The organism is Streptomyces globisporus C-1027 (assembly GCF_000261345.2).
Lineage (GTDB): Bacteria > Actinomycetota > Actinomycetes > Streptomycetales > Streptomycetaceae > Streptomyces > Streptomyces pakalii.
This window is the reverse complement of the sequence record NZ_CP013738.1, coordinates 4,896,031-4,922,405: the sequence shown is the minus strand read 5'-3', so window position 1 is coordinate 4,922,405 and position 26,375 is coordinate 4,896,031. Positions and strand designations below refer to the sequence as shown.

Below are 26,375 nucleotides of genomic sequence, written 5' to 3'. Positions count from 1 at the left end.
GCCGACGGGCCGGGTCGTGCCAACCCGGCCCGCACAAACGTTTCACACCGGCCCGGATCGGGCGCGCCCGGGAGCCTCGGGCGCGCCCCGGCGGTCACTTCGTGGGCGTGAAGGTGGCGAACGCCGTTTCGCGCAGCGTCCGGCACGCGGAGTCGTCCCACTCGTCCGCCTTGCAGCTGATCATGATGGAGTAGCCGCGCTTGGCGTCCACCTTGAAGCCGCGGTTGAGCACCTTGACCCGGACGCCGTTGTGGCTGCGCTCGAACGTCCAGTCGGCGACGGTCGGATAACCGTTGTACTCGACCTTCTTTATGCTGCCGTGCTGGTAGCCGTCGCTGAGGACCTTGGCGCTGGCGACGGCCCCACGCCAGGCGGCCGCGGCGTCGTCCTTGGGCGAGTTGGTGAAGTCGACCTGGACCCGGGGGAAGCTGCCCTGCCCGGCGTTGTAGATGCCACCGGAGTTGGTGCCCGCTATGGCGGTGCGCCGGAAGTCCTCGGGCATCCCCATGGTGAAGTGGAACCGGGTGTCGGAGATCTCCTTGTACCCGGCGGGCAGGGAGTCGCCGCCGTCACCCTCGTCGCCCTTGGGGTCGTCGGTCTTCGGGGCGTCGGAGCCCTCACCGGACGGGTCATCGGAGGCCCGGCCGTCCTCCGTGCCCTGGCCCTCCTTCTGGCCGTCGCCCTTCCCGCCGGACGAACCGCCGCCCGTGTCATCGCCCTTGTCGTCGGCGCCGCCGGTCGAGGCTCCGGCGGATGCGGCGGTGTCGCCCTTGCCGCTCTTGTCTCCGTCGTCGTCGCCCAGGGCGAGCGCCAGGACCGTGCCGAGGATGGCCAGCGCGACGACGGCCGCGATGATCGCGAGGGTGCGGCGGGGCACCACGTCGGTGATCGAGGCCCGCGTGGAGGCGGCCGGGGACGGCGGGCGCTGTCCGGGAACGGAAGCGTTCGCCGTCACCGCGGACTTCGGGGCGGCAGCGGTGGCCGCTCCCTGCGCGCCCGCGGACGCGGATCCGGCCGCCGCTCCGGACTTCGTGGCCGGGGCGGGAGTCCCGGGCGGGGACGGGGGCTTGGGCGGGGCGACGGGCGAGCCGGTGGCCGCGGCCGCGGGAGAGCCCTTCGACGCTGCCGCGCCCGCGGCGGCCCCGGCGGCCACCGCCGGGGTCTTGGCGTTGCGCACGGACCGCAGGGCTCCGCGCAGCCGGTCGCGGGCGCCTTCGCCGGACTCGCTCGTTCCGGTGGACTGCTTCGGCGGCTTCGTGGCCTTGGGCTGCTTGGGTGTCCGCTTGACGAGGGGGTCGGCGGCGGGCGTCGGCGGCAGCGCCATGACCTGGGTGGAGTCCACGGGGGCGGGCGCGGGCGCGTCGGGGGCGTTGATGACGTCGTTGAGCAACGCCCGCGCCCCGGCGTCGTCGAGGCGCTGATCGGGGTCGCGGGCGAGCAGCCCGTAGATGACCTCGGTGAGCGGGCCGGCGTTCTTCGGCGGGTCGAGCGGTTCGGTCATCACGGCCGTGAGCGTGGCGATGGCCGAGCCCTTGTCGTACGGCGGGCAGCCCTCGACGCTCGCGTACAGCAGTCCGCCGAGCGACCACAGGTCGGCGGGCGGGCCGGGCTTGTGGCCGCGGGCACGCTCCGGCGAGATGTACGAAGGGGCGCCGACGAGCATGCCGGTGGAGGTGACCGAGGGGTCGCCCTCGACCTGGGCGATGCCGAAGTCGGTGAGCACGACGCGCCCGTCCTCGGCGATCAGCACGTTGGACGGCTTCACATCGCGGTGCAGGATGCCCTCGCGGTGCGCCGAGCGCAGCACGTCGAGGATGGCGAGCCCGACCTCGGCGGCCCGCTTCGGCGTCAGCGTGCCGTCCTCGCGGATCGCCTCGGCGAGCGACTTGCCCTCGACCAGCTCCATGACGATCCACGGGCGGTCGTCCTCGTCGACCACGTCGTAGACGGTCACCGCGCTGTTGTTGCGGATCCGTGCGATCGCCTTGGCCTCGCGCAGGGTGCGCGTGATCAGCCGGCGCTTCTCGTCCTCGTCGATCGCCGAGGGGAACCGCAGTTCCTTCACCGCGACCGTGCGGCCGAGCGTCTCGTCGTCCGCGCGCCAGACCGTACCCATGCCGCCCCGGCCGAGCACTCCCCCGAGCCGGTAGCGCCCCGCGAGGAGACGACCGTTCTTGTCCCCTTGGGGCTCCCGTGCCTGCTCCGCCTCCGACATGCGTCCCCTCTGCGATCAACCCGCCCTGGCAGAGCGTTCATTGTCCCTCACCCCGGGACCGGTCCTGGTGCCGGGTCCGGGTCCGCCGCACCGCGGCCCACGGAGGGAATCCCCCACAGCCTCCTACCAACCGGGCCTCCCCGTCCAGGCCGGTCCGGCCCGTCGCCCCGCCTCACGGGGCAGGCGAGCCCCAACTGCCCCGGAGGCAACAGGCGGTGGCCGCCGTCCGGGGCTCTGCGGGACCCTCCTCAGGTGGACACGATGTCCGGTGCGCCGAGCCGGGCCGCGTCGGCCGTGAGGTCGTCGGGCTGCCGCTGCGACTCGCGCTCGGCCTCCACCCGCTTCTCGTAGTGCTCGACCTCCCGGTCGATGCGGCCCTGGTCCCAGCCCAGCACCGGCGCGATCAGCTCCGCGCAGAGCCGGGCGCTGCGGGCGCCCCGGTCGAAGGTCTCGATGGAGATCCGGGTGCGCCGGGTCAGCACGTCCTCCAGATGGCGGGCGCCCTCGTGGGAGGCCGCGTAGACGATCTCGGCGCGCAGATAGTCGTCGGCGGCGGGCAGCGGTTCGCCCAGGGTGGGGTCGGCGAGGATCAGTTCCAGAATCTCCTCGGTCATTGAGCCGTACCGGTTGAGCAGATGCTCCACCCGGGCGACATGGAGTCCGGTGCGGGCCGCGATCCGGGCGCGCGCGTTCCACAGGGCCTTGTACCCCTCGGCCCCCAGCAGCGGGGTGTCCTCGGTGACGCAGGCCGCGACCCGCTGGTCGAGCCCGTGCACCGCCTCGTCCACCGCGTCCTTGGCCATGACCCGGTACGTCGTGTACTTGCCGCCCGCCACGACGACCAGGCCGGGGGCGGGGTGGGCCACGGTGTGCTCGCGCGACAGCTTGCTGGTGGCGTCCGACTCGCCCGCCAGCAGCGGGCGCAGCCCGGCGTAGACGCCCTGGACGTCATCCCTGGTCAGCGGGGTGTTCAGGACGGAGTTCACGTGCTCCAGGAGGTAGTCGATATCGGCGCTGGAGGCGGCCGGGTGGGCCTTGTCCAGGTCCCAGTCGGTGTCCGTGGTGCCGATGATCCAGTGCCGGCCCCAGGGGATGACGAAGAGGACGGACTTCTCAGTGCGCAGGATGAGGCCGGTGGAGGAGTGGATGCGGTCCTTGGGGACGACCAGGTGGATGCCCTTGGAGGCCCGGACGTGGAACTGTCCGCGCTCGCCGATGAGCCCCTGGGTGTCGTCGGTCCACACGCCGGTGGCGTTGACCACCTGCTTGGCCCGGATCTCGTACTCCGTGCCGCTCTCGACGTCCCGGACGAGCGCGCCGACGACCCGCTCGCCCTCACGGAGGAAGCCGACGACCCGGGCCTGGTTGGCCACGTGGGCGCCGTAGGACGCGGCGGTGCGCACCAGCTCGGTGACGAAGCGGGCGTCGTCCATCTGGGCGTCGTAGTACTGGAGGGCGCCGACCAGGGCGTCCTTCTTCAGCGCGGGGGCGACCCGCAGGGCGTGCTTGCGGGAGAGGTGGCGGTGGACGGGGAGGCCGCGTCCGTGGCCGGAGGAGACCGACATCGCGTCGTACAGCGCGACGCCGGAGCCGGCGTAGAGGCGCTCCCAGCCCTTGTGCTGCAAGGGGTAGAGGAAGGGCACGGGCTTCACCAGATGCGGGGCGAGCCGTTCCAGGAGCAGCCCGCGCTCCTTGAGCGCCTCCCGGACCAGGGCGAAGTCGAGCATCTCCAGATAGCGCAGGCCGCCGTGGATCAGCTTGCTCGACCTGCTCGATGTGCCGGACGCCCAGTCGCGCGCCTCGACCAGGCCGGTCGTCAGGCCTCTGGTGGCGGCGTCCAGCGCCGTGCCCGCGCCGACCACGCCCGCCCCCACGACCAGCACGTCCAGTTCGCGCTCGGCCATGGCGGCGAGCGCGAGGGTGCGCTCGGCGGGTCCCAGTGTCGCTGTCCTCACTGCTGCCTCCCGGCGGATCGGGGTGGTCGGACACGGGAGTGCCACCCGGCCGAGGGGCCGGCCGCCCGTGTCCACCTCTCGATTCTGTCCGCGCTCCCCGAGTTCAGCCACCGCCTGTGGACAACACCCCGGCGACCGGAGCGGCACAATGCGACATATAGGTCATATTTACGCCTAGTCTGACATTGTGCTGTCCACAGCAGTTGCGATCTTCGCTCTCCGCACTTAGGGGGTCTTCCTGTATGCCCGCAGACCTCGCCGTCATCGGACTCCGCCACCTCGGCCTGCCGCTCGCCCAGGCCGCCGTGACCGCCGGAATCGACACCGTCGGCTACGACCCCGATCCCCGCCCTTACGCGGAGCTGAGAGCGGGCCGGAGCCCCGTCGAGGGCGCTCTCACCGCCGCGGAGGTCCGCCGTATGCTCTCGGGCGGCTTCCGGCCCACCACCGACGCCGCCGAGCTGGGCCGGGTCCGTACCGCCGTGCTCTGCTCCCCCACCCCGCTCGGCCCCGACCGCACCGTCGACCTCACCGCGCTCGGCGACGCCGCCCGCGCCCTGGCCTCCCGGCTGCGCCCGCACACCACCGTGCTCCTGGAGTCCGCCGTACCGCCGGGCACCACCGAGACCTTCCTGCGCCCCCTGCTCGAAGAGGGCTCCGGACTCGTCGCCGGACGCGACTTCCACCTCGCCTGCTCCCCCGGCCGGCTCGACCCCGGCAACCGCACCCGCACCCTGGCCAACACGCCCAAGGTCATCGGCGGCCTCACCCCCGCCTGCACCGAGTCGGCCGCCGCCTTCTACGGACGGCTCACCGACAAGGTCGTACGGGCCCGCGGACCGCGCGAGGCGGAGATGACGAAGGTCCTGGAGACCAACTTCCGGCACGTCAACATCGCGCTGGTCAACGAGATGGCGGTGCTCTGCCACGACCTCGGCGTCGACTTCTGGGACGTCATCAGATGCGCCGAGACCAAGCCGTTCGGCTTCCAGCCCTTCCGGCCGGGGCCCGGCGTCGGCGGACACGGCGTCCCGGTCGACCCGGGCTTCCCGCCCCACGTCGGCCGCACCGCCGGACACCCGCTGCGGATGGTCTCGCTGGCGCAGGAGATCAACGACCGGATGCCGAGCTACGTCATCCAGCGCTGCGCCACCCTCCTGAACGAGCACGGCAAGTCCGTCCGGGGCGCCCGCGTCCTGCTGCTCGGCGTCACCTACAAACCGGACACCGCGGACCAGGAGGCCGCGCCCGCCCGGGAGATCGCCACCCGGCTGATGGACATGGGCGCCCAGATCGGCTACCACGACCCGCACGTCCTGGACTGGCGGGTCCGCGAACGCCCCGTCCCGCGCGCCGACTCGCTGTACGAGGCGGCGGCCGCCGCCGACCTGACCGTACTGCTCCAGCAGCACCGGACCTACGACCTCCAGGGCCTCGCGGTCAAGGCCCAACTCCTCCTGGACACCCGGGGGGCCACTCCGGCGGGGGCCGCACACCGGCTCTGAACGCGGACGCCCACCAGGTGACGGACCGTCGAAAGATAGTCAGTGACCGAAAGCAAGGGGTGCTGCTACTCTGCGGCGTCACAGAGCGCACACACGTGCGTATTCCGCGCAGTAGTGCGCAGCCGCCCCAGGGGGAGTCCCACCGTGAGCCAACCCGTGCAGCCGCCGAACCAGCCCCAGCAGCCTTTCGGCGGTCAGCCCGTCGACGGCAACCCGTACGCGGGCGGGCCGGGCCAGGGCGCCCCCGCCGCCCCCACCGGCAACCCGTACGGCCAGCAGCCCCCGGCCCCGACCGGCAACCCGTTCGCGGGCCAGCAGCCGGGCCAGGGCGCCCCGTTCGGCGGCGGCGCGCCGTTCACCCCGGCTCCCCCGGCCCGGAACAACGTGCTGCTCGGCGTGGCCGTCGCGCTCGGCGCGGCGATCGTCGCGGGCATTCTGTACGGCGTGATCGCGGGCTCCATCGAGCGCGAGGTCGGCTACGCGGCGGTCGGCGTCGGCTTCCTGGTCGGCTTCGCGGCGAGCAAGGTCGGCGGCTCCAACCCGGCGGTCATCGCCGCCTCGGCCGTCTTCTCGATCGGCGCGGTCTACATCGGCCAGCTCATCGGCATCTCGATGATCCTCGCCGACGTGGCGCAGATCCCGTTCTCCGAGGTCGTCGGCGACCACTTCGATGCGGTGACCAAGGCCTGGTCGCAAGAGGCCGACTTCATGACGTACCTCTTCCTCGGTCTCGGCGCGGTCGCCGCCGTCGGTGGCGCGAAGAAGGCCGGCTGACACCCAGCGGGACATACGGAAGGGCCCGGACCGCTCAGCGGTCCGGGCCCTTCCGGTACGCGGTACGTCAGCGGCGGTGCTGCGAGTCCGCCACCGTCACCTCGACGCGCTGGAACTCCTTGAGGTCGCTGTAGCCGGTGGTGGCCATCGCGCGGCGCAGGGCGCCGAAGATGTTCATCGAACCGTCCGGGGTGTGCGAGGGGCCGGTGAGGACCTCCTCCGTCGTCCCGACCGAGCCGAGGTCGACCAGCTTGCCGCGCGGCACGTCCTCGTGGACGGCCTCCATGCCCCAGTGGCGGCCACGGCCCGGGGCGTCGGTGGCGCGGGCCAGCGGGGAGCCCATCATCACGGCGTCCGCACCGCAGGCGATGGCCTTCGGCAGGTCGCCGGACCAGCCGACACCGCCGTCGGCGATGACGTGCACGTACCGGCCACCGGACTCGTCCATGTAGTCGCGGCGGGCGCCGGCGACGTCCGCGACGGCGGTGGCCATCGGGACCTGGATGCCGAAGACGTTGCGTGTGGTGTGCGCGGCGCCGCCGCCGAAGCCGACGAGGACACCGGCCGCGCCGGTCCGCATCAGGTGCAGGGCGGCGGTGTACGTGGCGCAGCCGCCGACGATGACCGGGACGTCCAGCTCGTAGATGAACTGCTTCAGGTTCAGCGGCTCGGCCGCGCCGGAGACGTGCTCGGCGGAGACCGTCGTCCCCCGGATGACGAAGATGTCGACGCCCGCGTCGACGACCGCCTTGGAGAACTGGGCGGTGCGCTGCGGGGAGAGCGCGGCGGCGGTGACGACACCGGAGTCGCGCACCTCCTTGATGCGCTGCCCGATCAGCTCTTCCTGGATCGGCGCGGAGTAGATCTCCTGCAGTCGGCGGGTCGCGGACTCGACCGGCATCTCGGCGATCTCGTCGAGCAGCGGCTGCGGGTCGGCGTGCCGGGTCCACAGGCCTTCCAGGTTCAGCACGCCGAGGCCGCCCATCTCGCCGATGCGGATGGCGGTCTGCGGGGAGACCACGGAGTCCATGGGAGCGGCCAGGAACGGCAGCTCGAAGCGGTAGGCGTCGATCTGCCAGGCGATCGAGACCTCCTTCGGGTCCCGGGTGCGGCGGCTCGGAACGACAGCGATGTCGTCGAATGCGTAAGCCCGGCGGCCGCGCTTGCCGCGCCCGATCTCGATCTCAGTCACGATGTGTGGCCTTTCCCTCTACGTCTGCGCTGACCAGTATCCCCGACGCACACGTGAGGGGCGGTACCGGGAACTCCGGTCCGCCCCTCACCTGCGGTGACGCGTTACTTCCTGCTGTAGTTCGGTGCTTCCACCGTCATCTGGATGTCGTGCGGGTGGCTCTCCTTGAGGCCCGCCGAGGTGATCCGGACGAAGCGGCCCTTGCTCTCCATCTGGTCGACGGACGCGGCGCCGACGTAGCCCATGGTCTGGCGGAGGCCGCCGACGAGCTGGTGGAGGACGTTGGCCAGCGGGCCGCGGTAGGGCACCTGGCCCTCGATGCCCTCGGGGACGAGCTTGTCGTCCGAGGAGACCTCGGCCTGGAAGTAGCGGTCCTTGGAGTAGGACCGGCCCTGACCGCGGGACTGCATCGCGCCCAGCGAGCCCATGCCGCGGTACGACTTGAACTGCTTGCCGTTGATGAACATCAGCTCGCCCGGGGACTCCTCGCAGCCCGCGAGCAGGCTGCCCAGCATCACGCTGTCCGCGCCCGCGGCGAGCGCCTTGCCGATGTCGCCGCTGTACTGGAGGCCGCCGTCGCCGATCACCGGGACGCCCGCGGCACGGGCGGCGAGCGCGGCCTCGTAGATCGCGGTGACCTGCGGGACGCCGATACCGGCGACCACACGCGTCGTACAGATCGAGCCGGGTCCGACGCCGACCTTGACGCCGTCGACACCGGCGTCGATCAGGGCCTGGGCGCCGTCGCGGGTGGCGACGTTGCCGCCGATGACGTCGACGCCGACGCTCGACTTGATCTTCGCCATCCAGGCGAGGGCGTTGCTGTTGTGGCCGTGAGAGGTGTCGACGATGAGGAAGTCGACCCCGGCGGAGGCGAGGGCCTGCGCGCGCTCCAGCGCCTCGGGGCTGGCGCCGACGGCCGCGCCGACCAGCAGGCGGCCCTCGGCGTCCTTGGCGGCGTTCGGGTACTGCTCGGCCTTCTTGAAGTCCTTGACCGTGATGAGGCCCTTGAGGAGGCCCGCCTCGTCGACCAGCGGCAGCTTCTCGATCTTGTGGCGGCGCAGCAGCTCCATGGCCTCGACGCCGGAGATGCCGACCTTGCCGGTGACGAGCGGCATCGGCGTCATGACCTCGCGCACCTGGCGCGTGCGGTCCGACTCGAAGGCCATGTCGCGGTTGGTGACGATGCCGAGCAGCTTGCCCGCGCCGTCGGTGACCGGCACACCGCTGATGCGGAACTTCGCGCAGAGCGCGTCCGCCTCGGCGAGCGTGGCGTCGGGGTGCACGGTGATCGGGTCGGTGACCATGCCGGACTCGGACCGCTTGACCAGGTCGACCTGGTTCACCTGGTCCTCGATGGAGAGGTTGCGGTGCAGCACGCCGACGCCGCCCTGACGGGCCATGGCGATGGCCATGCGCGCCTCGGTCACCTTGTCCATGGCGGCCGACAGCAGGGGGATGTTCACCCGTACGTTGCGCGAGATGAGGGTCGAGGTGTCGACCGCGTTGGGCAGGACCTCGGACGCGCCGGGCAGCAGCAGCACGTCGTCGTAGGTCAACCCGAGCGTCGCGAATTTCTCGGGCACTCCGTCGACGTTTGCAGTCATGACACCTTCCCCAAATGGCCTTGATCGGTGCGGATGTCCATGCTAACGGCCCCGGGAGGTGTCTCATTCCACGATCAAGATCACTTGGCGGTTCTGGAGCTTCGCACGAAGCGGTCGGCGGCGGGGCCCGCCGTGCCGCTACTGCTCGGCGAGCGCCCGGAGCCTGCTGAGCGCGCGGTGCTGGGCGACCCGGACCGCACCCGGTGACATCCCGAGCATCCGCCCGGTCTCCTCGGCGGTCAGCCCCACCGCGACCCGCAGGACCAGCAGCTCGCGCTGACTCTCCGGGAGGTTGGCGAGGAGCTTCTTCGCCCAGGCGGCATCGCTGCTGAGCAGGGCGCGCTCCTCCGGACCCAGGGAGTCGTCGGGCCGCTCCGGCATCTCGTCGGAGGGGACGGCGGTCGACCCCGGGTGGCGCATCGCGGCGCGCTGGAGGTCGGCGACCTTGTGTCCGGCGATGGCGAAGACGAACGCTTCGAAGGGCCTGCCGGTGTCCTTGTAGCGCGGCAGCGCCATCAGCACCGCGACGCAGACCTCCTGCGCCAGGTCCTCCACGAAGTGGCGAGCATCACCGGGGAGGCGGTTCAGCCGGGAGCGGCAGTAGCGCAGGGCGAGGGGGTGGACGTGGGCCAGCAGATCGTGGGTGGCCTGCGCGTCTCCGTCGACGGCGCGATGCACCAGGGCACCGATCACCGTGGTCTCGTCATCGCGCATCGAACCATGGTGCCCTGATGCCACTCGGTCCGCTGCACCACGCCCGGAGTTGTGCACCGAAGCGTTATGAGCGGGTGCGCCGGATGTCATGTCCTGCGCCCTCCCCTTCCGCTCGACCGAATCGTTCCTGAGGAACTCCACGACTCAAGGATGCGTCATCGGCCGGGAAGCGTCACATGGCACCGCGGGGCGGGCGCCCGGTTACGGGGTGTGGAGCCGGTGGCCCGCTCCGTCCCCCGTCCGCCGGTCTGCGGACGGGGCGCGGTCCGGTCCGTGTCCTCAGCGGACCAGGCCCCAGCGGAATCCGAGGGCCACCGCGTGGGCGCGGTCCGAGGCCCCGAGCTTCTTGAACAGGCGGCGGGCGTGGGTCTTGACCGTGTCCTCGGAGAGGAAGAGCTCGCGGCCGATCTCCGCGTTGGAGCGGCCGTGGCTCATGCCTTCGAGCACCTGGATCTCCCGCGCGGTGAGCGTGGGGGCCGCCCCCATCTCGGCGGACCGCAGCCGGCGCGGGGCGAGCCGCCACGTCGGGTCGGCCAGCGCCTGGGTGACGGTGGCCCGCAGCTCGGCGCGCGAGGCGTCCTTGTGCAGATAGCCGCGGGCCCCGGCGGCGACCGCGAGCGCGACACCGTCCAGGTCCTCGGCGACGGTCAGCATGATGATCCGGGCGCCGGGGTCGGCGGACAGCAGCCGACGGACGGTCTCCACACCTCCCAGACCGGGCATGCGTACGTCCATCAGAATCAGATCCGAACGATCGGCACCCCAGCGGCGGAGGACTTCCTCGCCGTTGGCCGCGGTCGTCACGCGCTCGACGCCGGGCACGGTGGCCACCGCGCGACGGAGCGCTTCTCGGGCAAGCGGGGAGTCGTCGCAGACGAGGACGGATGTCATGACCGTCCTCCGCAGCTGATGCGCGTCACCTTGAGCCTCCAGGCTGATACAAGTCGTCACCTGTGCGGTTGACCCCCTCGGACATGTGCCCGAGCCGGATATCCGTCAACCGCATCCGTTCCTTTAACGACGGTCACTCGAAAGAGTTACGGGTCGCGCGACCGGGTTCGGCACTCTACGTGAAGGCTCGAATACGGAGGAGAACGGCGCGGGTGATTCACCCGTCAACTGGATCTTCACTCCCTGGCATGCCCTATTTGGCAGCTTTTCTTCCCTTTCGAGGGTGTCTGTGGCTAGATTCGCAATCAGTCATATTTACATCTACTAGCACCGTAGATGTACGGTCGAGACTTCGGTCACACCGATCAGAGACGGTCCGAACACACCAGGCCGTCGATCACAGACGGTCGAGGATGCCGCTTCCGACGCAGCACAGCTCCGAGGGGACAAGCAATGGCAGATTTCTCCCGCCTTCCCGGACCCAACGCAGACCTGTGGGACTGGCAGCTGCTCGCCGCCTGCCGAGGCGTGGACAGCTCCCTGTTCTTCCATCCGGAGGGAGAGCGCGGTGCGGCGCGGAGCGCCCGCGAGACCTCCGCGAAGGAGGTGTGCATGCGCTGCCCGGTACGGGCCGAGTGTGCGGCGCACGCCCTGGCCGTTCGGGAGCCCTACGGCGTGTGGGGCGGCCTGACGGAGGACGAGCGCGAGGAGCTGATGGGCCGGGCCAGAACCCGGCTGATCAGCGCGGCGCCCTCCGGGGTCCCCGCCGCGGGACCGGGCTCCGGCACCACCTGACACCCGTACGCCCCAACGCAGCGCAGAAACGTTTCTTCGATACCTTCAGCCATCCGGCCCGCGACCGGCCGCGACGGGCGTGCTCGTGCGCGTCGCGCGCCCCGCAGGGCGCCTGCGCGGCGCGCCCCGCGCGGTCTCAGCGCGCGGCGGTCCGCGCCAGCTGGTCCAGGGTGGCGGCCACCGCCGGGACCCGGGCCAGGTCCGGCAGGGTCAGCGCGACGATCTCGCGCTCGATCGCGGGCTCGACCGGCACGGCCCTGGCCCCCTTGGGGCGTACCGACTCGACGGCCAGCTCCGGCAGCACCGCCACGCCGAGCCCGGCCCCGACGAGGCCCATCACCGCCGGGTAGTCGTCGGTGGCGAAGTCGATGCGCGGGGCGAAGCCGGACGCTTCGCAGACCTCGACCAGCTGGCGGCGGCAGCGCGGGCAGCCGGCGATCCAGGACTCGTCGGCCAGTTCGCCGATGGACACGCTCGGCGCCTCCGCCAGCCGGTGCCCCTCCGGGAGGAGGCCGATCAGCCGGTCGGTGAGCAGCGGCCGGACCACCAGGTCGTCCCATTCGCCGCCGGTCGCCCCGTAACGGAACGCCAGCGCGATGTCGCAGTCGCCCTCGCGCAGCAGGTCCACCGAGCGCGGCGGCTCGGCCTCGACGAGCGAGACGCGGGTGCCGGGGTGGTCGGCGCGCAGGGCGGCCAGCGCCCCCGGAACCAGGGTGGAGCTGCCACTGGGGAAGGAGACCAGCCGGACCCGGCCGGCCCGCAGTCCGGCGATGGCGGCGACCTCCTCCTCGGCGGCGGTCAGCCCCGCGAGGATGCCGGAGGCGTGCCGCACCAGCGCCTCACCGGCCTGGGTGAGGCGCATCTCGCGTCCGGTGCGGATCAGCAGCGTGGTGCCGGCGGAGGCCTCCAGGGCCTTCATCTGCTGGCTGACGGCGGGCTGGGTGCAGCCCAGTTCGCGGGCGGCGGCGGAGAACGAGCCGGTGGTGGACACGGCGCGCAGGACACGGAGGTGGCGAGCTTCGATCACCCCTCCATCATAAGAAATTCTTGGAGGAGGGGCGAATTAATGATGTTCCCCTTTGGGTCGGGGGCGGTTAGCGTACCTGCATGAAGCTGCTCACCGTGAACATCGGCCGTCTCCGCCCCAACGCCCGGACCGACGGCCCCAACGGCCTCTCGGGGATCGACAAGCGCCCGGTGGAGGGCGTCGTCGAGGTGCGCGACCCAGGCCCCAAGGGCGTCGGCGGCAGCGGTCTTTCCGGGGACGCGGTGGGCGATCTGCGCCACCATGGCGGCAGCGACCAGGCGGTGTACGCCTTCGCCCGCGAGGATCTGGACGACTGGGAGCGGGAGCTGGGCGGCCGGACGCTGGCCAACGGGGTGTTCGGCGAGAACTTCACGACCCAGGGTCTCGACGTCAGCGGTGCGCTGATCGGCGAGCGCTGGCGGGTGGGGGCGGACCTGGTGCTGGAGGTGACCTCGGGGCGGATCCCGTGCCGGACCTTCGCCGAGCACGTCCAGGAGAAGGGGTGGGTCAGGCGCTTCACCCAGCGGGGCGTGACCGGCGCCTATCTACGGGTGATCGAACCGGGCGCGGTGCGCGCCGGGGACCCCGTCGAGATCGTGCACCGGCCGGACCACGAGATCACCGCCGCTCTGCAGTTCCGGGCGTCGACGACCGAACGCACCCTGCTGCCCTCCCTGCTGGCGGCCGGGGACGCGCTGCACTCCGAGGCGCTGCGCAAGGCCCGGGAGTACGCGGCACAGCACGGCTGAGGACCGGCCCGGTGCACCCCGGGCAGCGCCCGGGAGGGGCAGCGGGCGGGTGAGGTCCCGGACCACGCGGGGCACTAACGTGCCGCGTATGACGACTGCACTGATCACAGGCGCGACGGCGGGTATCGGGGCCGCGTTCGCACGGCGGCTCGCGGCTCAGGGGCACAACCTGGTGCTGGTGGCGCGGGACACCGCGCGGCTGCGCGAACAGGCCACGGAACTGCACGACCGGCACGGCATCGAGGCCGGGGTGCTGAGCGCCGACCTGTCCACGGACGGCGGTATCGAGGCGGTCGAGAAGCGGCTCGCGGACCGCAGGCACCCGATCGATCTGCTGGTCAACAACGCCGGGTTCGGCAACAAGGGGCGCTTCCTGGAGGTGTCCATGGCCGATGAGCTGACGATGCTGAAGGTGCACTGCGAGGCGGTCCTGCGGCTGACCTCGGCGGCGGTCGCCGGGATGCGGGAGCGGGGCCGGGGCGGGGTCGTCAACGTGGCGTCCGTCGCGGCGTTCGTGCCGCGCGGTACGTACGGGGCGTCGAAGTCCTGGGTCGTGCAGTTCACCCAGGGAGCGGCGCGGGACCTGGCCGGGTCGGGGGTGCGGCTGATGGCGCTGTGCCCCGGGTTCGTGCGGACGGAGTTCCACGAGCGGGCCGGGATGGGGACGGACAACATCCCCAACTGGATGTGGCTCGACGCGGACAAGCTGGTGGCGTCCGCGCTGACGGATCTGGCCCGGGGGAAGACGGTGTCGATCCCGGACCCGCGCTACAAGGCGCTGATGGGGCTGGTGAAGGTCGCGCCGCGGGGACTGCTCGGCGGGGTCACCTCGCGGACGGGGCGCAAGTACGGTCCGCAGTAGGCGGCCTGTCGGCCTCGGCGCGCGGGACGCGGTAGGCGGTAGGCAGTAGGCGATACGGGAGCCGTACAGGAGTTGCTCGGCCCTCCCGTGTCCGGCCGCCTCGGTACGCGGTACGGGCGGGTCCCGCCCCCTCCCGTGTCCGGCCGCCCTGTGATCGAATGATCGCCCGTTGCTCAGGGTTCGATCATTTCTGCTCCAGGGGGCTGTCTCCGTGCGCGAAGGTGCTGCTGAACGTCATGACCGGCTGCTGAACCTGGTGCGCGAGCGCGGCACCGTACGGGTCTCCGACCTGGCGGACCGGCTCGGCGTCGCCACCGTCACCGCCCGGCGCGACGTCGAGGCGCTGGCCTCCCGGGGGCTGCTGGAGCGGGCCCACGGGTCGGTGTCCTGGCCGGCCGAACGGGGCCCGGCCGGTACACCGGTGGGCGGCGGCCCCGTGATCGGGATGCTGGCCCCGGCCGCCGCCTACTACTTCGCCGAGGTGATCCGGGGCGCGCACGAGGCAGCCGCCCGGCTCGGCGCGCGGCTGATCCTGCGGGTCACCGACTACCGGCCCGAGGACGACGCGGCGCACGCGGCCGGGCTGCTGGCGGCCGGGGCGCAGGGGCTGCTGCTGGCGCCGAGCTGGACGGCGCCGGACCACCCCGAGCGGTACGGCGAGTGGATAGCCCGGCTGCCCGGCGAGAAGGTGCTGGTGGAGCGCGAGGGGGTGCCGGGCGGTCCGCTGGAGGGCCTGGACCGGGTGGTCTCCGACCACGCGCACGGGGTGCTCCTCGCCGTACGGCATCTGGTGCGGCTGGGCCATGGGACGCCGATGCTGGTGGCCCGCTCGGACAGCCCGACGGCGCAGTCGGTGCGCGCCGGGTTCACGCGGGCGCTGGACGTGCTGGGGCTCGCCGGGACGGAGCCGCTCGTCGCGACGGTCTCCGCCGACCGCGATCCGGCGCTCTTCGAACGGTCGGCGACGGCGCTGCGTGACGCGGTGCGCGAGGGGCGGGCGAGTTCCGTGCTGGTCCACAACGACGAGGACGCCATCCGGCTGGTGCGCCGGCTGGCGGAGCTGGGCGTGCGGGTCCCGGAGGACCTGGCGCTGATCACGTACGACGACGAGGTGGCGGCGCTCGCCGACACCCCGCTGAGCGCGGTGGCCCCGCCCAAGCGGGACGTGGGGCGCAGTGCGGCGGAGCTGCTGGTGGAGCGGTTGTCGGGGCCCCGGTATCCGGGCGGGGACGGGCGGCCGCCCCGGCGGCATGTGGCGCTGCTGCCGGCGTTGCGGGTGCGGGAGTCCTGCGGGCGGCAGGGGGCGGACGACGCCGACCGCCTTGCGATGGTCTGACCCCCTTCACCCCTCCTTGAATCGATCATTATTCGATCATTCGATCTTTCGCTCTTGACTTCGCTCAGCCGGAATCGAAATATCACGGCACCGGCCGGAACCCCGGCCGCCCCGCTCGTACAGGAGCCATGCCGTGAGCCGCAGTTGGTCCCGTTCCGTCCAAGCGCTGGTCGGCGCCGCCACCGCTCTCGCCGTCGTCACGGCGTGCGGCGGCGCCGACGACTCCCGCGCCCGAGGTACCGCCGACGACCCGGTGACCGTGTCCTTCTGGGCATGGACGAAGGGGTCCCAGGAGGTCGTGGACGCGTTCAACGCGACCCACGACACGATCCAGGTGACGTTCGAGGAGATACCCTCGGGCGGTCTCGGCGGCTACCCCAAGATCGCCAACGCGGTGAAGGCGGGCATCGCCCCCGATCTGCTCTCCATCGAGTATCCGCAGCTGTCCGCGTTCGTCAGCCAGGGGTCGCTCCAGGACCTCAGCCCCTATCTGACCGAGGACATCAAGAAGAAGTTCCTGCCGCAGACGATCGAGATGACGACGCTCGGCGGCCGGAACTGGGCCGTCCCCTTCGACGCCGCGCCCCAGGTCTTCTACTACCGCAAGGACTTCTTCGCCGAGCACTCCATCGAACCGCCCGCCACCTGGGACGCGTTCCGGAACGCGGCGGAGCGGGTGCGGAAGGCGGCCCCGAGGACCCGGATCGCCACGTTCTTCCCCGACGACCCGACGTTCTTCCAGGCCATGGCGTGGCAGGCGGGCGCGCAGTGGTTCCGGGCCGGGACGGACGCCTGGCGGATCGACACCACGGATCCCGCATCCGAGCGCACCGCCGCCTACTGGCAGGGCCTGATCGACGACCGGCTCGTCTCCACCGCCTCCTCGTTCAGCCCCGAGTGGACCGGCTCCCTCAAGCAGGGCACCACCGTCGGCTACCTCGGCGCGTCCTGGGGCGCGGGCGTCCTCGCCGGCATCGTGCCCGAACAGAAGGGCAAGTGGGCGGCGGTGCGGCTGCCGAGCCAGGAGGCGGACCGGCCGGCCAGCGGGATGCTCGGCGGCTCCACGTTCGCCGTCAGCAAGGGCAGCACCAAGACCGCGGCCGCCGTCGAGTTCGCGCTGTGGATGGCGACGCACGAGGACGCGATCAAGGCCCGGATCGGGGCGAGTACGTCGAGCGCCCTGCCCGCGTCGCCCGCCATGGTGCCGATCGCGAAGCGGGCGTTCGACACGGGCTTCTACGGCGGCCAGGACCTGTACGGGCTGTTCGAGGAGGCGGGCCGGTCCATCGGGCCGCAGTGGGTGTGGGGCCCGAGCCCCGGCGCGACCAACGCCGCGCTGGGCGACGAGCTGGGCGAGGTCGTCGGTGGCGGCTCGACGCTGCCCCGCGCGCTCAGGAAGGCCCATGAGGCCACCGTCGCCGACCTGAGGAAGCGGGGTCTGAAGGTGGAGGAGCGGTCATGAGCACCCACGACGCCGAACGGCGCGGAGTCGGTCGCGCCGGGGTGCCCGGTCCACGCACCGGGCCCGCCCCGGGCTCCGCCCGTGCCGACGAACTCGGTGCGAAAGCGCCCCGCTCACCGGGCCGCCCCTCGCAGGCCCTCAGCTCCCGCACCCGCACCCGGCTGGCGGCGGGCACCCTCCTCACCCCCTTCTTCGCCCTGTTCACCGTGACGATGATCGTCCCGGTCGGCTACGCGCTCTGGCTGAGCCTCTTCACCGAGAAGCAGTCCGGTCTCGGCTTCGACGGCCCCCGTACGGTCTTCGACGGGCTCGGCAACTACGCGACGGCCCTGGGCGACCAGGCGTTCCGCGACGGCTTCCGGGTGCTGCTCGGCTACTGCGCGCTCTACCTCCCGCTGATGATCGGCGGCGCGATCGCGCTGGCGCTGCTGCTGGACTCCGCGCTGGCCCGGGCCCGCCGCTTCTTCCAGCTGGCGCTGTTCCTGCCGCACGCCATCCCGGGCCTGATCGCCGCACTGATCTGGATCTACCTCTACACGCCGCAGCTGAGCCCGGTCGTGGCCGCCATGGAGGCCGGGGGCATCGGCTTCGACTTCTTCTCCTCCGAGGGCACCCTGCCCTCCATCGTGAACATCGCGCTGTGGCAGTGGCTCGGCTACAACGTGGTGATCTTCTACGCCGCCCTCCAGGCCGTGGACCGCTCGCTGCTGGAAGCGGCCACCGTCGACGGGGCGGGCAACTGGCGGATCGCCTTCTCCGTCAAACTCCCCCTGATCCGCTCGTCCCTGGTGATGGTGCTGCTCTTCACGGTCATCGGGTCGCTCCAGCTGTTCACCGAGCCCCTGATCCTCAGCCGTGGCTCGGGCTCGGCGGTGACCAGCACCTGGACCCCCAACATGTACGCCTACAGCGCCGCCTTCGAACGCAACGACTACGGTCTCGCCGCCGCCGCGTCCGTCCTGATCGCCCTGGTCGCCGCCGTGCTCTCGTATCTCGTCACGCGCTTCACCAACCGCAGGAAGGAGGCGCGCCCGTGATCTCCGGCAACCGATGGCTCTCGAAATCCGCGGTCGACGTCGTCCTGCTGATCGCCGCCGTCTACACGCTCTTCCCGCTGATCTGGCTGGTCTCGGCGGCCACCAAGGACGCGGGCAACCTGCTGGGCGGCGACGTCTTCTCCCTCCAGGGCTTCGACCTCGCCCACAACCTCTCCGAGCTGACGGCCTACCAGGACGGCATCTACTTCCGCTGGTACGGCAACTCGCTGCTGTACGCGGGGGCCGGGGCGCTCGGCTGCTCGCTGGTCAGCGTCGCCGCCGGGTACGCCTTCGACAAGTACCGCTTCCGGGGCAAGGAGAAGCTGTTCGCCCTGGTGCTGCTGGGCGTCCTGCTGCCCTCCACCGCCCTCTCCCTGCCGCTGTATCTGCTGGCGGTCGAGACCGGCACCGTCAACACCTACTGGGCGGTGCTGATCCCCGCGCTGGTCAACCCGTTCGGCGTGTACCTCTCCCGGATCTTCAGCGCGGGCTACATCCCCGACGAGGTCCTGGAGGCCGCCCGGATCGACGGGGCCGGTGAGCTGCGCACCTTCTGGTCGGTCGGGCTGCGGATGGTCATGCCGGGGTTCGTGACGGTGTTCCTGTTCCAGTTCACCGCGATCTGGAACAACTTCTTCCTGCCCCTGGTCATGCTCTCGGACAAGGACCTCTATCCGCTCAGCCTCGGCCTGTACAACTGGCACAGCAACGCCAACGCCGACCCGGCCTTCTACCCGATGGTCGTCACCGGCTCCCTCCTCGCCGTCACCCCGCTGATCATCGCCTTCGTCACCCTCCAGCGGCACTGGAAGGCCGGCCTCACCGCAGGAAGCGTCAAATGACACCCACCCCCACCGCCCTTCTCGCTATGGGCCCCGGCATCGCGGACCGCCTCTTCACCCCCGTACAACGGGCACGCCTCACCGCGCTGGTCGACACCGACCCCGCCCTGGTGGCCCACCGGCTGACCGGCCCGACGCCCGAGGTGGCCCGGGCGCTGGCCGGGGCGGAGCTGCTCATCACCTGCTGGGGCGCGCCCCCGCTCACCGCCGACGTCCTCGCCGCCGCGCCCCGGCTGCGGGCCGTGGTGCACGCGGCCGGGAGCGTCAAGCACCACATCACCCCGGCCTGTTGGGAGCGCGGCCTCCAGATCACCTCGGCGGCCGGGGCGAACGCGCTGCCGGTCGCGGAGTACACGCTGGCCGCGATCCTCCTCGCGGGCAAGAACGTGCTGTCCGCCGCCCGCCGCTACCGGGAGCTGCGCGTCCCGCACGACTGGCGCGCCGAGCTGGCGGGGCACGGGAACTACCGGCGGTGCGTGGGCATCGTGGGCGCCTCGCGGATCGGCCGCCGGGTGATCGAGCTGCTGCGCCCGTTCGATCTGGACGTGCTGCTCTTCGACCCGTACGTGGACGCGGGGGCGGCGGCCCGGCTCGGTGCGGAGAAGGTGGAGCTGGCGGAGCTGTGCGCCCGTAGCCGGATCGTCTCCGTCCACGCGCCCGAGCTGCCCGCGACCCGGCATCTGATCGGCGCAGCCCAGCTCGCGGCGATGGCGGACGGGGCGACGCTGATCAACACCTCGCGGGGTTCGCTGATCGACGGCGACGCGCTGCTGCCGGAGCTGGTGTCGGGGCGGCTGAACGCGGTGCTGGACGTGACGGAGCCGGAGGTGCCGTCCGCCGGTTCGCCGCTGTACGACCTGCCGAACGTGCTGCTGACCCCGCATGTGGCGGGTTCGCTGGGCGACGAGATCCACCGCCTGGCGGACTTCGCGCTGGAGGAGATCGCGCGTTACGCACAAGGGTTGCCGTTCGCCGACCCGGTCACCCCGGACGACCTGGCCCGCATGGCCTAGAACGGACCGAGGCCCGGTGCCCCCGCGACGGGGGCACCGGGCCTCGGTGACGTACCAGCAGGTACTAGTGGGAGTGGCCGTGGCCGCCGTGACCGGCGTCGGCCTCTTCCTCGGCCGGCTTCTCGACGACCAGGGTCTCGGTCGTGAGCAGCAGCGACGCGATGGACGCGGCGTTCTCCAGGGCGGAGCGGGTGACCTTGACCGGGTCGATGACGCCGGCCTTGACCAGGTCGCCGTACTCGCCGGTGGCGGCGTTGAAGCCCTGGCCCTTGTCGAGGTCGGCGACCTTGGAGGTGATGACGTAACCCTCCAGGCCGGCGTTCTCGGCGATCCAGCGCAGCGGCTCGACGGCGGCGCGGCGGACGACCGCGACACCGGTGGCCTCGTCGCCGGTCTTGCCGAGGTTGCCCTCCAGGACCTTCACGGCGTGGACGATGGCGGAGCCACCGCCGGAGACGATGCCCTCCTCGACCGCGGCGCGGGTGGCGGAGATGGCGTCCTCGAGGCGGTGCTTCTTCTCCTTCAGCTCCACCTCGGTGGCGGCGCCGACACGGATGACGCACACGCCGCCGGCCAGCTTCGCGAGGCGCTCCTGGAGCTTCTCGCGGTCCCAGTCGGAGTCCGTGGACTCGATCTCGGCCTTGATCTGGTTGACGCGGCCCTTGACGTCCTCGGTGTTGCCACCGCCGTCGACGATGGTCGTGTCGTCCTTGGAGACGGTGACGCGGCGAGCGGTGCCGAGCACGTCCAGGCCGGCCTGGTCGAGCTTGAGGCCGACCTCCTCGGCGATGACGGTCGCACCGGTGAGGGTGGCGATGTCGCCGAGCATGGCCTTGCGGCGGTCGCCGAAGCCCGGGGCCTTCACCGCGACGGCGTTGAAGGTGCCGCGGATCTTGTTGACGACGAGGGTGGAGAGCGCCTCGCCCTCGACGTCCTCGGCGATGATCAGGAGCGGCTTGGAGCCACCGGACTGGATGACCTTCTCCAGGAGCGGGAGCAGCTCCTGGATGGAGCCGATCTTGCCCTGGTGGATCAGGATGTACGGGTCGTCGAGGACGGCCTCCATACGCTCCTGGTCGGTCACCATGTACGGGGACAGGTAGCCCTTGTCGAAGGCCATGCCCTCGGTGAACTCCAGGTCCAGACCGAAGGTGTTGGACTCCTCGACGGTGATGACACCGTCCTTGCCGACCTTGTCCATCGCGTCCGCGATGAGCTCGCCGACCTGCGGGTCCTGCGCGGAGAGCGCGGCGACGGCGGCGATGTCGGCCTTGTCGTCGATCGGGCGGGCGGTCGCGAGGAGCTCCTCGGAGACGGCCTTGACGGCGGCGTCGATGCCCTTCTTCAGGGCGGCCGGGGAGGCGCCGGCGGCGACGTTGCGCAGACCCTCGCGGACGAGCGCCTGGGCCAGGACGGTCGCGGTGGTGGTGCCGTCACCCGCTACGTCGTTGGTCTTGGTCGCCACCTCCTTGACGAGCTGGGCACCGAGGTTCTCGTACGGGTCGTCGAGCTCGACCTCGCGCGCGATGGTGACACCGTCGTTGGTGATGGTGGGGGCACCGAACTTCTTGTCGATGACGACGTTGCGGCCCTTGGGGCCGATCGTCACCTTGACCGTGTCGGCAAGCTTGTTGACGCCGCGCTCAAGGGCGCGACGGGCGTCCTCGTCGAACTTCAGAATCTTCGCCATGGGCTGTATCCCTCTCAAAATGAACTGCGCCCCTCGCCGCCCGGCTAGTTGTTACGCAGGGGGCCAGGGGCGCAGAACACAAGCAAACGTGGGTGAATTACTTCTCGACGATCGCGAGGACGTCGCGGGCCGAGAGGACGAGGTACTCCTCGCCGTTGTACTTCACCTCGGTGCCGCCGTACTTGCTGTACAGGACGACGTCGCCGGTCTTGACGTCGAGCGGAAGCCGCTCGCCGTTCTCGAAGCGGCCCGGGCCCACGGCGAGGACGACGCCCTCCTGGGGCTTCTCCTTCGCGGTGTCCGGAATGACCAGGCCGGAAGCCGTGGTCTGCTCGGCGTCGAGCGGCTGGACCACAATGCGGTCCTCGAGCGGCTTGATCGCAACCTTGGAGCTGGTGGTCGACACGATCCGGTCTCCCCCTTCGGAGATCTCACGGGGTTTAACAGTCTGTGGGTGGCGATCGGACCGATCCGTCGTCGCGGGTGCCGGACCTGCCCTGTCGCGCAGAGTGGTGCTGGCACTCTCCAGGGGGGAGTGCCAGACCCGAGACTATGACCGCGATTAGCACTCGGTCAAGCGGAGTGCCAATTCACCACCCGCGCGCCGTCTCGATCGGGGCTCCGTCGGATCACCGTCCGGACAACGCGGGGGCGGAGCTTCACGTTCCGTACGACGGTACGGAGATGACGCACTCGGGGAGCCGCCTGCCGGGACGACCGGACGAGAGAGCCGCATCGCGACAGCCGTCGTCGGCTCCCGGCGGCTGCGCGGACCCGCTGTTGGGCGTGCTGCTGGTGGTCGCGGAGGCGGCGGCCGGGGCGCTGCTGGTGCTCGTGATCGCGTTGAGGACCCTGGCGCCACCGCACGGCCCCTCCGAAGGCTTCGCCGACGTGTGGGGCCCGGCCATCGCCCTCGCCGCCCTGGCCGTGGTCCCCGCCGGTACCGCCGTGGCCCTGTTGCGCAATCGGTGGCACTGGGCGGGTGGGATGCAGGTGCTCGTCGCGGCGGCCCTGTGCGCCGCCGCGCTCGCGTCGGCAGTGCAGCAGCGGCCGGACCCGTGGACGGACCGCGGCCCCGTCCCCACGATCACCCCGTCCCCGGCCCCCACCGGGAACTCCCCGCCCTGCCGCAGCGGGGGCGACAGCGACGAGTGCGCGCGCAGCGGGGGCTGAGCGCGCACTCGGGGCCGGTTACGGGGAGGGGCGGGTCAGACGTAGTCCTCCAGCTTCGCCACCGCGTACCCCTTGTCCGTGATGGTCTTCATGACGCGGCGGACCATGTCGGGCATCGAGCCCTTCCAGTCCTCCTTGCCCCGGAAGTGGGTCAGGACGATGTCGCCGGGGTGCAGGTCCTGGTCCCACTCGCGCCATTCCATGCGGTCGGGGAAGGCTTCGGAGGACCACAGGGGTACGGCGGTGATCCCGCAGGACTTGGCGACGACGAGGGTGTCGCGGTTGTAGTTGCCGTAGGGCGGGCGGAAGAGCGTGGGGCGCTTGCCGTAGTGCTTGAGGATCTTCTCCTGCTGGCCGCAGATCTCCCGCTTCTGCTCGGCGTTGGAGAGGCCGGGCAGATAGCGGTGGTTGAGGGTGTGGTTGCTGATGGTCACCCCGCGCTGCTGCATCTTCTTGAAGTAGCCGTAGTCGTCGTTGATGACGTAGTCGCTGACGAACGCGCTGTACGGGATGTCCAACTCGGTCATCATCCGCAGCAGTTCGGGGTCCTTCTCGGCCCCGTCGTCCATCGTCAGGAAGACGATCCTCTCCTTGGTCGGGACCGTGGTGAAGACCGGCGGCAGCCCCTTGTCGTTCCGGACCTCGAAGCCCTTGCGGGTGGTGATGGACGGCTTGACCTCGGGCGGTTCGGGGGCCGCGAGCGGGACCTTGGCGAGCCCCCACTTCTTCGCGGCGACGGCCCGCGCGGCCTGCTTCTTCCTGACCGTCTCGGCGTACGTGTCCGGGGCCCGGGCGGGCCCGGCCTGCGGGGACGCGTCGCCCGACCGGCCGGCGGCGGTCTTCGCGGGCGCGCCGGGAGCCCCCGCGCCGCCGCCACCCGTCTCCGCCGCGCATCCGGAGGCGACGGCGGCGGCCAGCAGGGCCGCCAGCACGACGACGCCCGACCTGTGCCGCTTTCTGCCTGATTTTTCGTTTTGTCGTACTAGCTGCATGGCGCCGCATCCTGCCAGCCGCCACCCCGTGCGCCCTTCAGACACCGCGAGCGGACCGGCGCCGTCCCCCGGGCGGCCCACAGGGACCTCCACCGGCGCACCGGTCACAATGGACCGGGTGAACGCAACGACCCCCTCCGCCTCCTCGGCCGACGACCCCGCCCGCGCCGCCTTCGCCGCGCTGCGCACCCCCGAGGGCGAACAGCTGCTGGCCGAGCTGCGCGACCACGACCCCGCCGACGAGCTGGCCACCGCGACCCGGCTGCGCCGCACGCACCCGGCGGAGCTGGTGTCGGCGGCCCTGGGCCAGGCCCGGCTGCGGCAGCGGGCGGTCGCCAAGTTCGGGGCCGAGGACGCCTACCGGATGTACTTCACGCCCAACGGGGTCGAGCAGGCCACCCGCACCTCGGTCGCCGCCCACCGCGCCGCCCGGTTCGCCAGGCTCGGCGTGCGGAGCGTGGCCGACCTGTGCTGCGGCATCGGGGGCGACGCCATCGCCCTGGCCCGCGCCGGGATCGCCGTGCTCGCCGTGGACCGCGACCCGCTGACGGCCGAGGTGGCCCGTGCCAACGCCGAGGCGCTGGGACTCGGGGAGCTGATCGAGGTGCGGTGCGCCGACGTCACGGAGATCGGCACCGCCCCGTACGACGCGGTCTTCGTGGACCCGGCGCGGCGCGGCGGACGCGGCAGGATCTTCGACCCGGAGGCCTACTCACCGCCGCTCTCCTGGGCCACGGCCGCCGCGCTGAAGGCCCCCAGGGCGGCGCTGAAGATCGCCCCGGGCATCCCGCACGAGGCGATCGGCCCGGAGGCGGAGGCCGAGTGGATCTCGGACGGCGGGGACGTGAAGGAGGCGGTGCTCTGGTACGGGGAGGGCTTCGCACCCGGCGCGTTCCGAGCCACGCTGCTGCCGTCCGGGGCGACCCTGAGCGCCCCGGCCCCGCTGCCGGCCCCGCCGGTGGGCCCGGTCGGGCGCTATCTGTACGAGCCGGACGGCGCGGTGATCCGGGCCCATCTGGTCGCGGACCTCGTGGAGCGGTGCGGAGGGCGGCTGGTGGACGAGACGATCGCGTACATCACGAGCGACGAGCCGTACTCCTCGCCGTACGTCGCCGGGTACGAGATCACCGACGAGCTGCCGTTCAGCATGAAGCGGCTGAAGGCGCTGCTGCGGGAGCGTCGGATCGGCGTGCTGACGGTCAAGAAGCGGGGTTCGGCGGTCGAACCGGAGGAGCTGCGCCGCCGGATGAAGCTGAACGGTCCGGGCTCGGCGACGGTGTTCCTGACCCGGGTCGCGGGGGCTCCGACGATGCTGATCGGCCACCCGCTGGGCTGACCGGGACGGCCCCGGCGCCCGTACCGCCGCTGCCCCTCAGCACGCGCACCACCCAGCGGCGGTGGGCCAGGGCCGTCACTCCGCCGACCAGCGCGGTCAGCCAGGCGACCATGCCGACGCCCATCACCAGGGCGACCAGCCCGTACGTCTCGCGGCCCGGCCGTGCGCTCGCCGGTCCGATGACGCAGAGGGCGAGCCCCACCGCGCCCAGGACGAACGACAGCAGCAGCCAGGTGAGGCTCATCCCGGGCATCCGCAGCCGCCGGTCGCGCTCCGGGTCGCGGTCCAGCGCGCCCCACGCGTCGAGCAGCGAACGGACCTCGCGGTCCCGGGAGATGCCCAGGCAGGCGAAGACGACGGCCGGAATCAGGGCCGCCGCGCCGATGACCAGACTGACGACTCCGGCGATGCCGCTGAAGAAGTCGGACCCCTGCTCGATGAAGACGAGCCCCGAGCCCACCACGCTCCAGCCGGTCGCGGCGAGCGCCGCCCACATCCACAGCACCCCGAGCCGCCCCGGCCCCACGTGCATCTTCACCAGCTCGCCCAGAACCACGGCCCGGTCGGCGAGCATCGCCTCGCGGTCGGGCCAGGAGCGGATCTCGACGGGCGGCGGAGGGGGAGGCAGCGGGGCACGGCGTGGCATGCGCAGAACACTACCGATCCGGCCCGGGGTCCGGACTGCCGGTCAGGCGTCGCGCAGGGCCTGGACGTCCAGCTTCCGCATGCCGAGCATCGCCTTCATCGCCCGGCCCGCCTTCGCCGGGTCCGGGTCGGCCAGCAGGCGCGGCAGCTCGTTGGGCACGATCTGCCAGGACACCCCGAACTTGTCCTTGAGCCAGCCGCACTGGCCCTCCTCGCCGCCCTCGGAGAGCGCGGCCCAGAACCGGTCCACCTCGGCCTGGTCGGCGCAGTCGACGGAGAGCGAGATCGCCTCGGTGAAGGGGAACTGCGGGCCGCCGTTGAGCCCCATGTAGTCCTGCCCGGCGAGCCGGAAGCCGACGGTGAGCACCGAGCCCGTCCGGCCGGGGGCCTCGTCGCCGTAGTGGGTGATGTCCCCGATCCGGGAGTCACCGCCGAAGATCGCGACGTAGTGCTCGGCCGCCTCCTCGGCCTGACCGTCGAACCAGAGACACGGGGTGATCTTCTGCATGACCTTCACCTCTTCGGGCCGTCCACACGTCCGGGCCGGGCGGTCCGGACGTCGT

23 protein-coding genes are annotated in these 26,375 nt (G+C 71.8%); 12 read left to right on the top strand and 11 right to left on the bottom strand.

The annotated features are described in order from the left end of the window. Positions 1 to 94: 94 nt before the first annotated feature. Positions 95 to 2,215: a serine/threonine-protein kinase gene (locus tag WQO_RS21795; protein WP_010058704.1), complete on the bottom strand. Its 2,121-nt coding sequence runs from the start codon at positions 2,213 to 2,215 to the stop codon at positions 95 to 97. A 248-nt stretch (positions 2,216 to 2,463) separates the two neighbouring features. Next, positions 2,464 to 4,170, bottom strand: coding sequence for a glycerol-3-phosphate dehydrogenase/oxidase (locus WQO_RS21790; protein WP_010058706.1), 1,707 nt, complete (start codon positions 4,168 to 4,170; stop codon positions 2,464 to 2,466). 242 nt (positions 4,171 to 4,412) lie between these two features. Here WQO_RS21790 and WQO_RS21785 point away from each other — a divergent pair, with 242 nt between their 5' ends. Then, positions 4,413 to 5,675, top strand: a complete 1,263-nt coding sequence (locus WQO_RS21785) for a nucleotide sugar dehydrogenase (RefSeq protein WP_010058707.1) — start codon at positions 4,413 to 4,415, stop codon at positions 5,673 to 5,675. 144 nt (positions 5,676 to 5,819) lie between these two features. Next, a complete protein-coding gene (locus WQO_RS21780) occupies positions 5,820 to 6,449 on the top strand; it encodes a hypothetical protein (protein WP_107115833.1) in 630 nt (209 codons plus the stop codon). A 67-nt stretch (positions 6,450 to 6,516) separates the two neighbouring features. Here WQO_RS21780 and WQO_RS21775 read toward each other — a convergent pair whose 3' ends face one another. The 4 genes from WQO_RS21775 to WQO_RS21760 all read right to left on the bottom strand — a co-directional run bounded on the left by WQO_RS21775 (position 6,517) and on the right by WQO_RS21760 (position 10,853). Continuing rightward, positions 6,517 to 7,641, bottom strand: coding sequence for a GuaB3 family IMP dehydrogenase-related protein (locus WQO_RS21775; RefSeq protein WP_010058709.1), 1,125 nt, complete (start codon positions 7,639 to 7,641; stop codon positions 6,517 to 6,519). A 104-nt stretch (positions 7,642 to 7,745) separates the two neighbouring features. Then, positions 7,746 to 9,248: an IMP dehydrogenase gene (gene guaB, locus WQO_RS21770; RefSeq protein WP_010058710.1), complete on the bottom strand. Its 1,503-nt coding sequence runs from the start codon at positions 9,246 to 9,248 to the stop codon at positions 7,746 to 7,748. Positions 9,249 to 9,386: 138 nt separating this feature from the next. After that, positions 9,387 to 9,962 carry a sigma-70 family RNA polymerase sigma factor gene (locus WQO_RS21765; RefSeq protein ID WP_006126954.1) on the bottom strand — a complete coding sequence of 192 codons (576 nt, stop codon included), beginning with the start codon at positions 9,960 to 9,962 and terminating at the stop codon, positions 9,387 to 9,389. A 279-nt stretch (positions 9,963 to 10,241) separates the two neighbouring features. Next, entirely contained in the window at positions 10,242 to 10,853 is a 612-nt protein-coding gene (locus WQO_RS21760; RefSeq protein ID WP_003948568.1) for a response regulator transcription factor, read from the bottom strand. A gap of 453 nt (positions 10,854 to 11,306) precedes the next feature. Here WQO_RS21760 and WQO_RS21755 point away from each other — a divergent pair, with 453 nt between their 5' ends. Then, entirely contained in the window at positions 11,307 to 11,648 is a 342-nt protein-coding gene (locus WQO_RS21755; protein ID WP_010058712.1) for a WhiB family transcriptional regulator, read from the top strand. Positions 11,649 to 11,784: 136 nt separating this feature from the next. Here the strand turns inward: WQO_RS21755 and WQO_RS21750 are convergent, their stop codons facing one another. Continuing rightward, positions 11,785 to 12,675 (bottom strand): LysR family transcriptional regulator, encoded by an 891-nt coding sequence (locus tag WQO_RS21750; protein ID WP_010058714.1) that lies wholly within the window; start codon positions 12,673 to 12,675, stop codon positions 11,785 to 11,787. An 80-nt stretch (positions 12,676 to 12,755) separates the two neighbouring features. On the opposite strand from WQO_RS21750, the gene WQO_RS21745 reads away from it, so the two are divergent. The 7 genes from WQO_RS21745 to WQO_RS21715 all read left to right on the top strand — a co-directional run bounded on the left by WQO_RS21745 (position 12,756) and on the right by WQO_RS21715 (position 19,976). Further along, positions 12,756 to 13,424, top strand: a complete 669-nt coding sequence (locus tag WQO_RS21745; protein ID WP_010058715.1) for an MOSC domain-containing protein — start codon at positions 12,756 to 12,758, stop codon at positions 13,422 to 13,424. Positions 13,425 to 13,512: 88 nt separating this feature from the next. After that, positions 13,513 to 14,286 carry an SDR family NAD(P)-dependent oxidoreductase gene (locus WQO_RS21740; protein ID WP_010058716.1) on the top strand — a complete coding sequence of 258 codons (774 nt, stop codon included), beginning with the start codon at positions 13,513 to 13,515 and terminating at the stop codon, positions 14,284 to 14,286. A 211-nt stretch (positions 14,287 to 14,497) separates the two neighbouring features. Continuing rightward, on the top strand, positions 14,498 to 15,622 hold the full coding sequence (locus WQO_RS21735) for a substrate-binding domain-containing protein (RefSeq protein ID WP_010058717.1): 1,125 nt from the start codon (positions 14,498 to 14,500) through the stop codon (positions 15,620 to 15,622). A gap of 133 nt (positions 15,623 to 15,755) precedes the next feature. Further along, the gene (locus tag WQO_RS21730) at positions 15,756 to 17,084 is read left to right on the top strand and encodes an ABC transporter substrate-binding protein (RefSeq protein ID WP_010058718.1); all 1,329 of its coding nucleotides are present in this window, start codon (positions 15,756 to 15,758) and stop codon (positions 17,082 to 17,084) included. Then, the gene (locus WQO_RS21725) at positions 17,081 to 18,121 is read left to right on the top strand and encodes a carbohydrate ABC transporter permease (protein ID WP_010058719.1); all 1,041 of its coding nucleotides are present in this window, start codon (positions 17,081 to 17,083) and stop codon (positions 18,119 to 18,121) included. The genes WQO_RS21730 and WQO_RS21725 overlap by 4 nt, the downstream gene beginning before the upstream one ends. Continuing rightward, the gene (locus tag WQO_RS21720) at positions 18,118 to 18,963 is read left to right on the top strand and encodes a carbohydrate ABC transporter permease (protein ID WP_010058720.1); all 846 of its coding nucleotides are present in this window, start codon (positions 18,118 to 18,120) and stop codon (positions 18,961 to 18,963) included. Before WQO_RS21725 ends, WQO_RS21720 begins: the two co-directional genes overlap by 4 nt. Next, positions 18,960 to 19,976 carry a hydroxyacid dehydrogenase gene (locus WQO_RS21715; protein WP_010058722.1) on the top strand — a complete coding sequence of 339 codons (1,017 nt, stop codon included), beginning with the start codon at positions 18,960 to 18,962 and terminating at the stop codon, positions 19,974 to 19,976. Before WQO_RS21720 ends, WQO_RS21715 begins: the two co-directional genes overlap by 4 nt. A 64-nt stretch (positions 19,977 to 20,040) precedes the next feature. On the opposite strand, the gene groL is transcribed toward WQO_RS21715, so the two are convergent. Together groL and groES are read right to left on the bottom strand one after the other, a co-directional pair. Further along, complete coding sequence (gene groL / locus WQO_RS21710; protein WP_006126942.1) at positions 20,041 to 21,666, bottom strand: chaperonin GroEL; 1,626 nt, start codon at positions 21,664 to 21,666, stop codon at positions 20,041 to 20,043. A 97-nt stretch (positions 21,667 to 21,763) separates the two neighbouring features. Further along, positions 21,764 to 22,072 carry a co-chaperone GroES gene (gene groES / locus WQO_RS21705; RefSeq protein WP_003966899.1) on the bottom strand — a complete coding sequence of 103 codons (309 nt, stop codon included), beginning with the start codon at positions 22,070 to 22,072 and terminating at the stop codon, positions 21,764 to 21,766. Between the two features lie 278 nt (positions 22,073 to 22,350). On the opposite strand from groES, the gene WQO_RS21700 reads away from it, so the two are divergent. Beyond that, positions 22,351 to 22,839 (top strand): DUF6234 family protein, encoded by a 489-nt coding sequence (locus WQO_RS21700; RefSeq protein ID WP_029182112.1) that lies wholly within the window; start codon positions 22,351 to 22,353, stop codon positions 22,837 to 22,839. 35 nt (positions 22,840 to 22,874) lie between these two features. On the opposite strand, the gene WQO_RS21695 is transcribed toward WQO_RS21700, so the two are convergent. Further along, positions 22,875 to 23,831, bottom strand: a complete 957-nt coding sequence (locus WQO_RS21695) for a polysaccharide deacetylase family protein (RefSeq protein WP_032748003.1) — start codon at positions 23,829 to 23,831, stop codon at positions 22,875 to 22,877. A 109-nt stretch (positions 23,832 to 23,940) separates the two neighbouring features. On the opposite strand from WQO_RS21695, the gene WQO_RS21690 reads away from it, so the two are divergent. Beyond that, on the top strand, positions 23,941 to 25,167 hold the full coding sequence (locus tag WQO_RS21690) for a class I SAM-dependent methyltransferase (protein WP_010058726.1): 1,227 nt from the start codon (positions 23,941 to 23,943) through the stop codon (positions 25,165 to 25,167). 688 nt (positions 25,168 to 25,855) lie between these two features. Here WQO_RS21690 and WQO_RS21685 read toward each other — a convergent pair. Next, the gene (locus WQO_RS21685) at positions 25,856 to 26,320 is read right to left on the bottom strand and encodes a VOC family protein (RefSeq protein ID WP_010058727.1); all 465 of its coding nucleotides are present in this window, start codon (positions 26,318 to 26,320) and stop codon (positions 25,856 to 25,858) included. Positions 26,321 to 26,375 lie beyond the last annotated feature (55 nt).